Genomic DNA, 13,556 nt, shown 5'->3' with positions numbered 1-13,556 from the left:
TATAGAATCGGAGTCAGCTTGTCCACGCAAACCTATACATAAACCTCTTCATCGAGTGAAGATAAAATGCCTTCATCAAACAATTCAATTAAAACATTGGCAATTTGTGGATCGAAATGCATGCCGCTTTGCTTTTTCACCTCTTCAATCGTTTCCTGAATCGTCCAGGCTCTCTTATAGGGACGTTCATGTGTAAGCGCATCATAAAAATCGGCAAGCGCTACAATTCGTGCTTCCAGAGGTATTTCTTCCCCTTTCAGACCAAACGGATAGCCGGAACCATCCCATTTTTCGTGATGGGATTTCGCTATAATCCCCGCCAGCTTCAGGATGGAAAATGTGCTTCCTTCCAAAATGCTGGACCCAATAATCGTATGAGCCTTCATTTGCTCAAATTCATGAGGCTCAAAACGCCCGGGCTTCAGCAAAATCTCATCAGGAATACCGATTTTTCCGATATCATGCAGCGGTGCCGCTTTGCGAATACGATCAGCGTCCTCTTCCGAAAGCCCCAAACGGCTGGCAATAAGCTCCGCAAGCCGTCCGACCCGCAGCGTATGCCTGCCCGTCATATCATCGCGATATTCTCCCGCGCGCCCAAGCAGCAGCAACATTTCCAGCTTTGCCTTTTGCAGCTCCTCCGTCCGCTCCAACACTCTCATTTCCAACGTATTTTTATGCTGTTGAATCTGATTGTGCAGCTGACGGGTTTTGAGCAAATTATTAATTCGCAAAATGACCTCGGTCCGGTCATACGGTTTAGTCAAAAAGTCATTCACTCCCGCCTCCAGGCAGCGCCTCTTCACTTCAGGAGTGACATCAGCGGTAAGCATCAAAACGGGCAAATAACTGTCGGCCGAAAGCTGCTCACGAATGAGTGTCAATACCTGCAGTCCATCCATGCCCGGCATATGCATGTCCAACAGGATAATGTCCGGCTCAATTTCCAATAGCTTTTGCTGAATCTGGAGAGGATCCATTATACTATATATATGAGTAAACCCTGAGCGGACCAGAATCCGTTCTAAAAGCGTAATGTTGAGCTCCTGGTCGTCCACGATTAATATTTTTGCGCGTGAAATGTCCTCCATCGTTCTTCTCCATTCTGTATTCGTGAAATGCCTGCTTACGCTTTTTCTTTCTCCAAAGCAGCCTTCATCTTCTCTAGCAGCCGCTCAAGCACAACCGGTTTCGTATCAAAATCGTCACAGCCCGCCTGATAGGCCTTATCCTCATCGTTCGTCATCGCATGAGCGGTCAAGGCGATAACGGGAATATGCTTCGTAAGAGCTGAGCTTTTGAGCATGCGGGTTGCCTCCCATCCATCAAGCACCGGCAAGCTCAAATCCATCAATATTAAATCTGGAAGCACCTCTTCAGCGAGATCTACCCCTTGCCTGCCGTCTTCAGCCGTTATGATGCGATACCCTTTGCGCTCCAGCCGCCGGGATAACATATCGCGATTCATCTCATTATCTTCAATCAGCAGAACGGTGTTCATCGTTTAGCAGCCTCCCCATTACACCATTTGATTGAGCACTTTAGCCTGCCCTTCCAGCTTGCCTGCCGCCTCACTAATTCCTGTAAAGTCCCCTACAGCCTGCTGGATTTCATGCTTGCTGCTTATAATTGCGTCTCTGGAGCTTTTTGAGCTACCGCTAACCTTGTCCACCTGCTTTGATATTCCTTCCAGCGAATTTTGAATTTCGCTAGCAGCCCCTTGAACATGCTGGGCAAGCTTTTTGACTTCCATCGCTACAATATTAAACCCGCGGCCATGCTCCCCTGCGTGTGCAGCTTCAATCGCTGCATTCAAGGCAAGCAAATTCGTCTGTGACGCAAAATCCCGAATCGTCTGGACAATCCCTCGCACGGCTTGCGTTTGCTGCTCCAGCGTTTGCAGAAAATCGATTTGAATCGCATTATCGCTCACAACATGCTCAATAACCGAGGCGACTTGCTCGCTGCGATTGATGCCTCTTTGGGTCCGCTCCAGCAAATCCGCTGCCATCTGCTGCAATTCGTCGGTCATTTTGACTACGGCCTGCTCGCGCGCAGAAATATCTGTTGCAACCTTTACGACGGCAAATGGAACGCCCTCTTCATCACAAACAGGCATATAGGTCGCTTCAAGCCAAATACTCGCTCCGTCCTTTGCCAACCGAACAATTTTCTCTTGAAAGGCTGTGCCTTTGCGCAAATTTTCCCAGAACTGCTTGTATTCAGCACTATTGGCAAACTCGGGCCTGCAAAACTGCCGATGATTTTTCCCTGGCAATTCATGAGCTGCATAACCCATCGCCTTGGCAAACTGCTCATTTGCCCACAGCACCTCTCCTTGCAAATTAAATTCGATCATCGCCAGCGACTGCTCTAATGCGGATAGAACCGCCTTCCCATCAAGCACCTGCGTACTTTGGGAAACTAATTTCACAACGTCATTCACTTGCTATTCCTCCTATTAAAATTATCTATCAGGTTGATTCATGATTCGCTTGCGGTGCAGCCTCTGTTTTATTCTCCTTGGCAAGAGCCATCAATCGGCGAATTTCCGAAAGCAGCGAATGGTATTCGAGTTTTTCTTTTTGGATAATATTTTTGGCATAGCTGTTTAATTTTTGCCGTTCTTCCTGTGTAATCGACTTAGCTGTCACAACGACAACCGGAATCTCGTTCCATTCCCCGTGCTTGCGCAGCTCCGAAATAAATTGAAAACCATCCATTTCCGGCATCATAAGATCTAGTAAAATAAGGGAAGGCATTTCTCTTGCCATATGCTCTAGTGCGAGCCTCCCATTACGGGCTTGCGCAACGACATATCCTTCTCTCTGTAAAAGCTTGGTCATCAGCTCGCTTGTCGTCGCATCATCCTCAATGACGAGAATTTGGTGATCGTCGCTTTGCTTAATATATTTGTCCATCACCCGGATCATCCGTTCCCGTTCAACCGGCTTGGTTAAATACTCGGAAACGCCCAGCGTGTAGCCCTGCTGTCTGTCGCTAGTCATCGACCAGATAACGACGGGTATATCGGCAAGTTCGGCATCATTTTTAAGGGCATTAAGCACACTCCAGCCATCCATATTGGGCATAAGAATATCTAAGCAAATGACTTTTGGCCGCAGTTTTTTGGCCAGCCGCAGCCCCTCTGAACCATTATTCGCAAATGCTAGCGTCCACCCTGTTTTGGCTAGGTAACGCTCCATCAGCTCCCGATTAAACACCTCGTCATCAATTAGCAAAATGCTCGTTTGTCCATGCTCATCTACCGTATGTACAGGTAGTTCAGCTATAGGATAAGACAAATGAACGAGGGTATCCTCCATCGTATTCGGCAGCCAGCAAATAAACGTTGTCCCTACGCCAAAGCTGCTTTCTACCTGAATATCGCCGCCCATAATTTGGCTAAACCGCTGGCTTATAGCTAGTCCAAGCCCTGTGCCGCCATATTTGCGGGTAGTAGAAGCATCGGCTTGGGTGAAGGGTTGAAACAGCTTTTTCAGTTGATCTGGGGTCATGCCTATTCCCGTATCCTGAACGATAAAGCTGTAGCCTTCTCGCTGATTGCGCGTTTCCTTCCGCACCTCAAAGGTAATAAACCCCGATTCCGTAAACTTGTTGGCATTGCTCAGCAAATTAAAGAGAATTTGCCGCAGCTTTGTAATGTCGGCGGTAATGTCGCCATTTTCTCCGCAATTCATTTGCAGCTTATTTCCCTTCCCAATCGCAAGCGGACGTATCGTAGTCAGTACATCCTGCATTAAGCTCGGCAGGCTGCAGGTCTCCGGGTGCAGTTCCATTTTGCCGGCTTCAATTTTAGAAATATCTAAAATATCGTTAATGAGCGCCAGCAGATGGTTGCCAGCCTTGCTGATTTTAGAGAGGTCCTCGACGAAAACAGACTCGCCAAGCTCCTCCGCTTCTTCCTGAAGCATCTCGCTGTAGCCAATGATCGCGTTCAGTGGAGTACGAAGCTCGTGACTCATATTGGCCAAAAACTGGCTTTTAATCAAGCTCGCTTCAATCGCCTCGTCATGCGCTTTGGCAAGCTGTTCCGTTCGTTCGGCAAGCGCAGTTTCTGCCTTGACCCGATCGGTAATATCGGTACGAATGGAGATGAACTGATGAGGAATGCCATCTTCACCGAGAAAAGGCACAATCGTCGTATTCATCCAATATTCACTGCCGTCCTTAGCGCGGTTTTTGACCTCGCCTTTCCATACATGGCCTTGTTTAATCGTTTCCCACATCACTTTGAAAAAAGCTTTCGGATGAAAACCCGAATTAATGACCCGATGCGTTTTCCCGATTAATTCTTCTCGTTCATACTTGGAAATGACACAAAACTTCTCATTTACGTAAGTAATAACTCCCTTATTGTCCGTAATGGCAACAATTGAGGATTCGTCCAATGCATTTTCAATATCGCGCAAGCTTTCCATGTTTTGCATTAATTTCAGTTCATTGTGTTTGCGTGTCGTGATATCGCTGCCAATCGCCATATATTTATAAACAATGCCGTCATCATCAGTGAACGGCAGAATCGTCATATTCACCCAATATACGCTGCCATCCTTGGCCCGATTTTTCACTTCTCCCTTCCACACTTGCCCGTCGCTGATCGTTGCCCACAGCTCTTTAAAAAACGCTTGTGAATGAAAGTCGGCATTTAAGACCTTATGGCTGGAGCCGATCATTTCATCTCTCGTATATTTTGAAATCTCACAAAAATAATCATTGGCAAAATGGATGATACCTTGTGCATCCGTTATCGAAACGATCGAGGATTGTTCTAGAGCAGATAAAGCGTAGTTTATATCTTTTATGTCTTTGAGTTCTTTTAACATCTGTGTTTCTCCCATCCTACGCAAGTAAGTCTACTCATTACTATACGACAATATTTTGAAACATTTTTGAAAGATGAGAATCGCCCTGCTTTTTTTATAGGAGAGGCCTGATTATTAGAGCTTTTCCTGTCTCAGTCCATCTGTTCATACGCTTCTCCAACGATCAAACCACAACCGGATGGAGTCGTGCGGCTCCATATCCAGCTCCTGTAGCAGCATTTTTCGCAATAGCTCATACTGGGCTTCGACCGAACGCCGATCCTCAAGAGAATCATAAATGCGCATCAGCTCAAAATAAAGACTTTCTTCCGTTGGAAGCACACTTTGCATTTCTAAATAATGTTCGGCAGCCGCTGGGAGATTATTGCTTTCAATAAAATAATTCGCAATTTGTTTGGCATGCGACAGCCATTTCATCCGGAGCCGCTGCTTCTCGGTCTCTGCCCACAAGTAAGCATATTCTGCGAGATAATCGCCTTTATACTGGGCGGACAATTGCTTATGCTGCTCCAGCGATTCGCTCGTCAAAGGCGGAGCAGCATCCATTTGCCGCTCCCATTCCTCAATATCAAGCGGGAAGCCGTTTAAATCCAGCCGGTAGCCTTCATCGACGTTTTCAATGCGAATGTTCAACTGCTCATCCTGTAGCAATTTGCGAATTTGATAAATCGCCGTATATAATTGCGTAATTCCTTTTTTCCAATCAATATCCGACCATAATTGGTCGACCAGCGTCTGTTTGCGGATAGGCTTTCCGCGCAAATGCAGCAGCAAGCTGAATAGTTCCTGAGCCTTTAACGTCTTCCAGCGCAGCGTTGCCGAGCCGCCCGTCGCCCGCTCAAACTGCAAAGAACGAAAGCATTGAACCCGGACCCAGTCCTGACGGGGCGCAGCGGGCAGCTGACTGCCTGCTCTTTGCAGCAGCCGTTCGGTTGTTTGAGCTAGGCGCTTCAGCTGAATGGGCTTCAATAGATAGTCTACAGCGTTAAGATCAAATGCCTTAACCGCATATTCTTCATATACGGTTACAAATACAATTTGCGTATGCGGGCGCTGCTGCAAAATTTTCTCCGCCAGCGCTATGCCGCTCATCTCCGGCATTTCAATATCCAGAAAGACAGCATCCGGTGCCAGTCTGCTGATATCGGCAAGCGCCAGCCTTGGATTGCGATAGGAGCCGATCATTTCAAGCCCTGCAAAGCACGCAAGCTCATCGGCCAAATGACTTAATGCTAGCGGTTCATCATCAACCAGTATAACTTTCATGTATACCTACCTTCTCCATGGGCAATCGGATGAGTATTTCCGTGCCTTCTCCCGGACGGCTGGAAATCGTTAATCCGTATCCAAATAATTGTTTCATCCTGCGGTCGATATTGGCCAGGCCAATTCCACCGGCTAGGGGTGCTGCTTCCGCATGGGGCGGTAACTCAGCTGGCATGCCAACACCATTATCCTTCACCGTAATCAGGATGTCTCCACCTTCCTGCCAGACACAAATTTCAAGATGCCCGCCATCCGCCCTGCGCATAATGCCATGCCGAACCGCATTTTCCACCAATGGCTGAATCGTCAAGGGCGGAATCCAGAAAGACAGCTCTGTCTTCACTTGAATATCAAACGTCAGCCAATCCTCGAAACGAACCTTTTCAATATGCAGGTATGATTTCACTAGCTTCAGCTCACGCTCAAAAGGCACCAGCGGCTCGGAGCTGTCAAAACGAAAGCTTTCCCGCAAATAATGCCCGAATTCCGTCAATAAATCCGTCATTTTCTCCGGCTGTTTTTTACTTAAAGCGGCAATCGAATTTAACGTATTAAATAAAAAATGAGGCTTGATTTGCGCCTGTAAAAAGGCCAGCTCCATCTGAATACGCGCGCCGACCGAGCGCTTCAGTTGCACCAGCGTCAAAATCCGCACTCGAAGCTCTGACCACTCGACAGGCTTCACCAGAAAATCATTCGCTCCCGCTTGGCTCGCCGCTATCGCGTGATCGGAATAGCCAGCGGACGTCATGAGAAGAATGGGAAGCTCAAAGCTGGTAAAATGCTCACGGATATTCCGGCATACGTCAAGCCCCGACATATCCTGCAAGATGCGTTCTACAATTACGAGATCCGTATCCCGCATATGGTGAAGCCGCTTAAGCGCTTCTCTGCCTTTTTTAACAACGGTTACTCGGTATTGATCCATGGCAAGCAGCTTCACCAAAACATTGATGTTTAATGAATCGTCGCTAACGATCAGAATTTCAGCTCTTTCTGTTTCCTGACTCTGATATAGCTTGCGACTTCTTAATCGCTGATCCACTAGCCCCTGTGCCTGCAAGGACAGATCCACACTGTTTCCATGAAATTCAGGAAAGCTGCCGGCATTGGACCCTGCCAATAGCTCTATAGCAATCGGAAGCGATAGACCGATGATAACCTCCTGGGGCAAGCCAGAGGCGATGCTGATTCGCCCTTGATGCAGCTTAACGAGCGCATGGACAAGGAACAGTCCCAGATGCTCATCATAGGGCAGCGGTCTGCTCGCTTCGTCCTCCAGATGCAGCATTTTCACAAGAGTCGCGGCAGTATCGTCCGTTATTCCCGTTCCCTGCATGATGATTTCAAGTTCCATCCGATTGCTAACCACGCTTGCCTTCGTTGTAATCGCACCTTCAATGGTCAACTTCAGAGCAGACTGTATAAGTCCGGACAATATTTGCTGCAAACGCTGCTCATCCGCTACAATTGGCGGCAAGCCCTGTGGAATCGTATTCATTAATGTAATCGAATCGCTAAATACCAAGTCGCGGGTGCGTTCAATGACTTCACCTACAACAGATGGCAAATGAATCGGACGAACCGTAAGCGCAATGCCCGCTTCAAGTAAACGGGCAAAATCCATCATATCGTCTACCAGCCTTCTCATCGTCCAGCCTACTGAAGTAATCAGCCGCAAATCATGAATTTGCTCCTCAGACAAGCTCTCATCCGCATGCAGGCGTGCTTCTGCAACGCCAATCATGGCATTTAAAGGCGTAATCATCTGTTCGGAAATACCCTTCATAAATTCAGACTTAAAGCGATTCACCCGATGGAGTTCCAAAGTAAGCGCCTCATTTTTTTGATAAGCCCGAAAAAACTGGTGCAAAAACAAATACGAAATTGCGATGCTAAACCCGATCATTTGTATAAAATACCATAGGGTTAACTCACCAAAGCCAAACAGCACTAGCGAATTAAGCAAGGCCTGTGCCGAAAACAGGCAAAACGACCAAAACTCATAGCGATTTTGCTCATCCCCGCTGCGTAAGTTTCGTAAAACTACGAGAAGGATATATGTATGTACAATAAAAGATACCATTAGCCATAGAGGCAGCAAGCGGGTGGAAATAGCCGTCGGCATGATAAGTATACAGGCAGCCATTGCGGAGGAGATGACGAGCAGACCTCTTTTGAACAGGCGGTTAACGCGCCGCTCATGTCGTACAGCTAAGTACATGAACATGCCTACCAATATGGAGATTGAACATAGCCAATATACGGTGACCGTCATTCGGTAAGGCATTTCCGGCCAAATGGCCAGCAGCCACCTCGTCCCTTGAACAGAGTTTAATAGCGCCGTACATAAGAAAAAGAAGGATAAATAGATCCAGCCGCTGCCCCGGTCCTGTAGATGCAGCACACCAAAATAAAGGCCAAACACGATAAAAAAAGCAATGGTGCCAAATTCGAAAGCGGCAAATTGCTGCTGCTCCTGAACGATTAAATCCGGCGGCCCCATCCGTATCGCTTGAATGATCCCCCCACTTGTTGCATGATCGAAATTAGCTACCTGTACGAAAATATCTATGCTATCCGTTCTAATTTGCGTATAGGCAATATACGGCTTGATTTTCCCCTTATACTGCTTTAAACCATCATCAAGGGCGCCGCTCGCTCCAATTTCTTCTCCATTGATCAACAACCGATGCGCGCTGCGGATAAGCGGTACCTGAAAGGCTTGAAGCTCTGGCTGATGCTCGCCAAATTGTATGCGAAGATGATAGGTGCCATATCCGAAAGCTTGACTATCGTACATATTCAAGAGCATATTGCTCCAATTTCCAGGAACATGCGCCTGTTTGGATAACGGGCCTGTCTTCGCTTCTGCCATGTCCCCCCACAGCTGCTTCGGATAAAAGTCCCACTCCCCCTTCAGCTTAATGACCTTCTGACCGAACCCGTCCCATTTACTTAAGTCGAGCACGCCATTTCTAGCTTCCGGCTGATCATCCCACTTCAATTGAGAGGCAACATTAGCCCCAATAAGCAATAGCAGAATAAATCCTAACATGCCAAATAATGCTTTGTTTTTCATATTTCAATTTCTCCATATATAAAGTTCCTTGTTTATGTTTCATCATAACATGATTAATGTGATAACACACCGCCATACTATAGCATTAAAAAAGCATCTGATCCGCAGATCAAATGCTTGGATTCAACCATCGTTAAGGAAAGCTTCCATGCTTCATTGCAGCTTAAAAGCACTTCTCCAGCACAGCCCGATTTTTCCCGGCTTGCTTCGCTTTGTACAGCACAAACGTCCCGCCTTCCAGCCTTCCCGCAACGACTTCTCCCTGCCTTCCCATGACCGATAGCAAATCGGCTATATACTGAAGACAGGAGTCGCCAACGTTAAAGCCCTGCAGGGCATTATAAATACGCAGATCATCCATATCAACCATTAAAAGGGCCACCGAATAGCCGCGCTCTGCGCCTTCTCTCACATCGTCAGCCAGTTCCTTATAAAAGGCTTGGCGATTAGGCAGTTCGGTTAAAGGATCCGTTGTCGTGAGCGATTGCAGCTGCGTTAACATGTCGGAATACACATTTTCCATATTGGCATCTGTTTGATATTCCCGGGCAATGGCCATGATGGAGTTCTCGCCTCCATACACGACTGATACGAGCATGAACTCAAGAACGATCATTTGACCATCCGACTTGTTTATCCGGCCGATAACGGTTGTTATGTTTAAAGGGTCCTGTTCCAATTCTTGAAACTGCGCCTCAAACTCGGCCTGGGAGCTGTCATGCACGAAGGACATAAACGGGCGTCCCATAAGCGTTTTGGCAGCGACTTCTCCGAGCAGTCTCGCCGCCTGGCTGTTCGCGTAAACAAATGCACGATTGGTTAAGGTGAAAAAGGGTACAGACGATGCTTCCATGAGCTGAATATAGCGTTGTTCGTTTTTGCGGACAATGGCGGAATTGTGCATAGCTAAATATTGAGCTTGACGAAGCTGCTCCTCCGTATGCCTCATGACGATGCTCTTAAGCTCAGGCAGCATTCGCAGCTCTTGATCCGACCAGGATAGCGCCGTTGACTCAACGACCTGTCTCCATTTCTCGAAAGATTTACGCGGTGACAGACGAATGCCGTCATCGCCTTGAATAACCGCTTTTGCCGGATCGCCAGCCCAGTGAACGACTTGTACTTGCTCGGGCCGGAACCACATAATAAAGTTTTCATGTCCTGGAGACAACGCCAAATATAGTACGCCCGAAGCAAGCTCTTTGTAGCTTTTCGCCAAATCAAGCACCACATTAAGACTTGAAGTCTGATACACATGATCTAACGATTGCTCGGCCAGCCATTGTGCCAGTTGCTCCACCTGCGCTTCCGTCGGCGTCTCCCCAAGCAGCAGCAGCTTTTCCTGGTAACAGACCGCCGCTCCTGTTGCGCTCATCAAATTCAGCAGGTTCGATTCCTCTTGCTTCAACTGGTCCATAAGGCGAATGGGATTATTATCCCCCACAAAAATACTGGCAAGATGGGAAGCCCATTTCCGCAATCTCGCTTCACGCTCATATTCGTCAAGCTGCTGCCGCTGAAACCATTCACTGGAGAAAAAAGAACCGAGAAAATTACACAAATTGCGGACCCGATGAGAAATATATTTACGCGAATAATGATGGCAAGTAATTAATCCCCACAGCTGATTATCATGAATCAACGATATGGTCATCGTTGCCCCCACACCCATGTTTTGCAAGCATGGGCGATACGCTGCGAAGCACCGACAGGCTAAGGTTAAGTGATTTGCCCGTGAGCGGTTGAACGGCAGGCACAATTTCTACCGGATCATAAGCTACATCTACGATGACGCGAAGCCAGTTGCGCAAATACAGCTCCCTCGCCTGCTTGGGAATATCCGATGCGGGATAATGGTGGCCGAAAAAAGATTCAAGTCCCTCATCCTTGGACTCGGCGATCACCTTGCCGTTCCATTCCTTATCGAACTCATAGACCATGACCCGGTTATAATCCATTATTTTGCGGATTTCCTCAGCAGCTACCTGGCTCGCTTCAGCCCGATTCTCTGCATGCTTTAGTTTTCCGAAAAAATGGCGAATCCAGCCAAAATCATCATGATCCGGCCCCTGATCTTCCGATACCGGCTCTGTTCCACGATAATGAGCCCTTCGCTTTCGTGGACAACACAGAAAAAGTCGGACGGTTTCCCGCCGACTTCAATTGTAACATTCAAATAATTTAAGTCAGATGTGTTAGATGCTGCCAGTTCGCGATCCGAAATCTCCTTAACCGACTGCTCTCCAATGAGCTCTGCCAAGGAGCGCCCCAACAACCCCTCCGAAGATATGCCCAGTAATTCGCTTGTATTGCGGCTGCATTGCACAATCTCGTTAGGAGCATCCATTCTAGCTGCCAGCAGCACGCCATGCTTTGAATATAGCCTGGAATATGTATCGGTTCCTTATCGCAATTCGTCAGGTCAATGCTGTCTTGGGTGACACAATCTTCTCCTGTCAATAACGTGCGGTTCAAGGCAGGATTGTCTAGCTTTCGGTTAAACATTAAACCAAACCTCCAGAGTCAGAAACGTTTGCTTCGCCGTCTCAACGACCTGAGTAGCCTCTTCTTCCGTTAATACAGACTCGCTTACAAATTGGCTGAATTCCGCCCATTTCGCTCTCGTTTCGGTACCATAAGCGTTAAAATACGCCGTGCCTTCGCTTGCGTTGTCCGTAAGCGGCAGAAATTTGCGAACCTGCTTCGTAATAATTTGCCCACCCATTGTGGAGCCTTCAATCACATACATATAACCAAGCATCTGGGCCACTGTAGCTAGTTTAGGAAGCTGCTGGCATTCCGGTAGCTGCTGCAGCTGCTCTTCGCTTAAACCAAGTGCCAGCAAATCGCGTTCCAACAGCGGGGATTTGGCCCGGTTTTGAATAAACTCGCCAAGCTCGTGCACGTTTTGCGCTTCTGATAGAGCGGCAATATGGCGTTCTACCGGCTTAATAAAACCGTAAAACTTCTGTAAGTAAAGGGAATAGTCCGTTACGTTTAAAGTTTGATTCATAATGGCTTTGGCAAAGCGGTTGTCCTCGATCTGCTTGTGATTCACAGCAGTCTCTTCCTTCAATCGAGCCATGACGTTCATATGGGCGTTCACTCCTATCCATTTATAGGCTTTTCGCCTTAAAGAAGAAACACTTGTCTGCATAAACATCGCTGTGCTTCACGCTGAAAATATGATTTTTCACCTTATAATCAATACATAATTATAACTGAGAAAATTAATATAATCAAAGTGTTTCTCCATGGATTTTTGTAACAAGGCCTACTCGCTAGCCGTTATAACATCCTTTTTCGAACGGGTTAAATAGACAATCCTGCCTAAGAGGCAAACCAGGAAAATCGCGCTTGTTCCTACAGTTCCAAAGCCTAATCCGCCGTCATCCGTTGACTGGGACAAATAATCGCCAAGCGATGCTCCTAATGGCCGCGTAACAATATAGGCGATCCAAAATGCCAACACCGCATTGCATTGATAACGGTAATAGGCAGACGTTACAGCGCCAATAATGGCTGCGAATATAAGTGCCGAAGTCAAATAGCCAAGCTGCATCCAAGCATTTTTTTCTTAGCATACGCAAAGCTAATTAATTATTAGTTAACCGGTTATTAAATTTCTATATATTAAAAAATAAAAAAAGCCTGGAAAACCAGACTTTTTCGTCAAACATTTTTATACATTGGGGTGTGTATGCATACGTGAGTCGGCCAGTTGTTCCTGGCTTAGCGCTTATTCGCGGCCAATCTCTTCTGACGATTCAAGGCTTAAGGAACCACAGCATCCGGTTGTGGCTGGGACCACTGATGCTGAGGCTACTGTTGCTGAGACTGCTGATGAATCCACTGTTGCTGAAATCACACAGCTCCGGGCTTTCCCTCCTCCTTTGGAGGACTGAGGTTCCGCTATTTTGGCTTTTCCTTCGATTTCAGGCCGCACGCGGACAGGAAAGCCGCTATTGCCCTCATCATCCCCTCAAAATGGCGATGGGCAGTGTAATAGCGGCTCCTGTGTCCGCCGCCGGTGCCATAATCCACGATTCGGTGAAAATAGCGGCTGCTGTGTCCACCAAATCTGCCTTGGTGCCTTGGTGCCTTGGTGCCTTGGCGTCTTGGTGTCTTGGTGTCTTGGTGTCTTGGTGTCTTGGTGTCTTGGTGTCTTGGTGTCTTGGTGTCTTGGTGTCTTGGTAGGATTTGCTCACGGAGCAAACCCCTGAAACGAGGAGCACAACGTAACTTTTCGGGTAAGCAGGTTCACATTCTTGAGGAGAGATATTCCTTTTCACTCAGAATTTGGATCTGGATTTGGATCTGGAACTGGATTGTTTACTTTTGCACACACGCTCAAGTGGAAT

Annotated in this window: 10 protein-coding genes and 1 pseudogene; all 11 read right to left on the bottom strand. The window is 47.3% G+C overall.

The window, feature by feature from the left end; genetic code table 11:
* Positions 1-32: 32 nt before the first annotated feature.
* Positions 33-1,091 carry an HD domain-containing phosphohydrolase gene (locus AC50X8_RS24240; RefSeq protein WP_494881978.1) on the bottom strand — a complete coding sequence of 353 codons (1,059 nt, stop codon included), beginning with the start codon at positions 1,089-1,091 and terminating at the stop codon, positions 33-35.
* A 35-nt stretch (positions 1,092-1,126) separates the two neighbouring features.
* Complete coding sequence (locus AC50X8_RS24235; RefSeq protein ID WP_056035662.1) at positions 1,127-1,501, bottom strand: response regulator; 375 nt, start codon at positions 1,499-1,501, stop codon at positions 1,127-1,129.
* Positions 1,502-1,519: 18 nt separating this feature from the next.
* On the bottom strand, positions 1,520-2,446 hold the full coding sequence (locus AC50X8_RS24230; protein WP_494860570.1) for a methyl-accepting chemotaxis protein: 927 nt from the start codon (positions 2,444-2,446) through the stop codon (positions 1,520-1,522).
* Between the two features lie 28 nt (positions 2,447-2,474).
* On the bottom strand, positions 2,475-4,847 hold the full coding sequence (locus tag AC50X8_RS24225; protein WP_494881976.1) for a hybrid sensor histidine kinase/response regulator: 2,373 nt from the start codon (positions 4,845-4,847) through the stop codon (positions 2,475-2,477).
* A 144-nt stretch (positions 4,848-4,991) separates the two neighbouring features.
* Positions 4,992-6,113, bottom strand: coding sequence for a response regulator (locus tag AC50X8_RS24220; protein ID WP_494881974.1), 1,122 nt, complete (start codon positions 6,111-6,113; stop codon positions 4,992-4,994).
* Positions 6,094-9,195, bottom strand: coding sequence for a hybrid sensor histidine kinase/response regulator (locus tag AC50X8_RS24215; protein ID WP_494881972.1), 3,102 nt, complete (start codon positions 9,193-9,195; stop codon positions 6,094-6,096). Before AC50X8_RS24215 ends, AC50X8_RS24220 begins: the two co-directional genes overlap by 20 nt.
* 163 nt (positions 9,196-9,358) lie before the next feature.
* Positions 9,359-10,849: a diguanylate cyclase domain-containing protein gene (locus AC50X8_RS24210; RefSeq protein WP_494881970.1), complete on the bottom strand. Its 1,491-nt coding sequence runs from the start codon at positions 10,847-10,849 to the stop codon at positions 9,359-9,361.
* Complete coding sequence (locus AC50X8_RS24205; protein WP_494881968.1) at positions 10,827-11,153, bottom strand: hypothetical protein; 327 nt, start codon at positions 11,151-11,153, stop codon at positions 10,827-10,829. The genes AC50X8_RS24210 and AC50X8_RS24205 overlap by 23 nt, the downstream gene beginning before the upstream one ends.
* A gap of 59 nt (positions 11,154-11,212) precedes the next feature.
* The gene (locus AC50X8_RS24200) at positions 11,213-11,560 is read right to left on the bottom strand and encodes a PAS domain-containing protein (RefSeq protein ID WP_494881966.1); all 348 of its coding nucleotides are present in this window, start codon (positions 11,558-11,560) and stop codon (positions 11,213-11,215) included.
* A 132-nt stretch (positions 11,561-11,692) separates the two neighbouring features.
* Positions 11,693-12,289 (bottom strand): biliverdin-producing heme oxygenase, encoded by a 597-nt coding sequence (locus tag AC50X8_RS24195; RefSeq protein ID WP_494860583.1) that lies wholly within the window; start codon positions 12,287-12,289, stop codon positions 11,693-11,695.
* A 180-nt stretch (positions 12,290-12,469) separates the two neighbouring features.
* Positions 12,470-12,757: pseudogene (locus AC50X8_RS24190) on the bottom strand (COG4705 family protein); the annotation flags it as partial.
* Positions 12,758-13,556 lie beyond the last annotated feature (799 nt).

The sequence above is a fragment of the Paenibacillus sp. JT22N15 genome, assembly GCF_059383755.1.
Note: the sequence above shows the minus strand (reverse complement) of the source record. Positions and strands in the feature narration are given on the sequence as shown.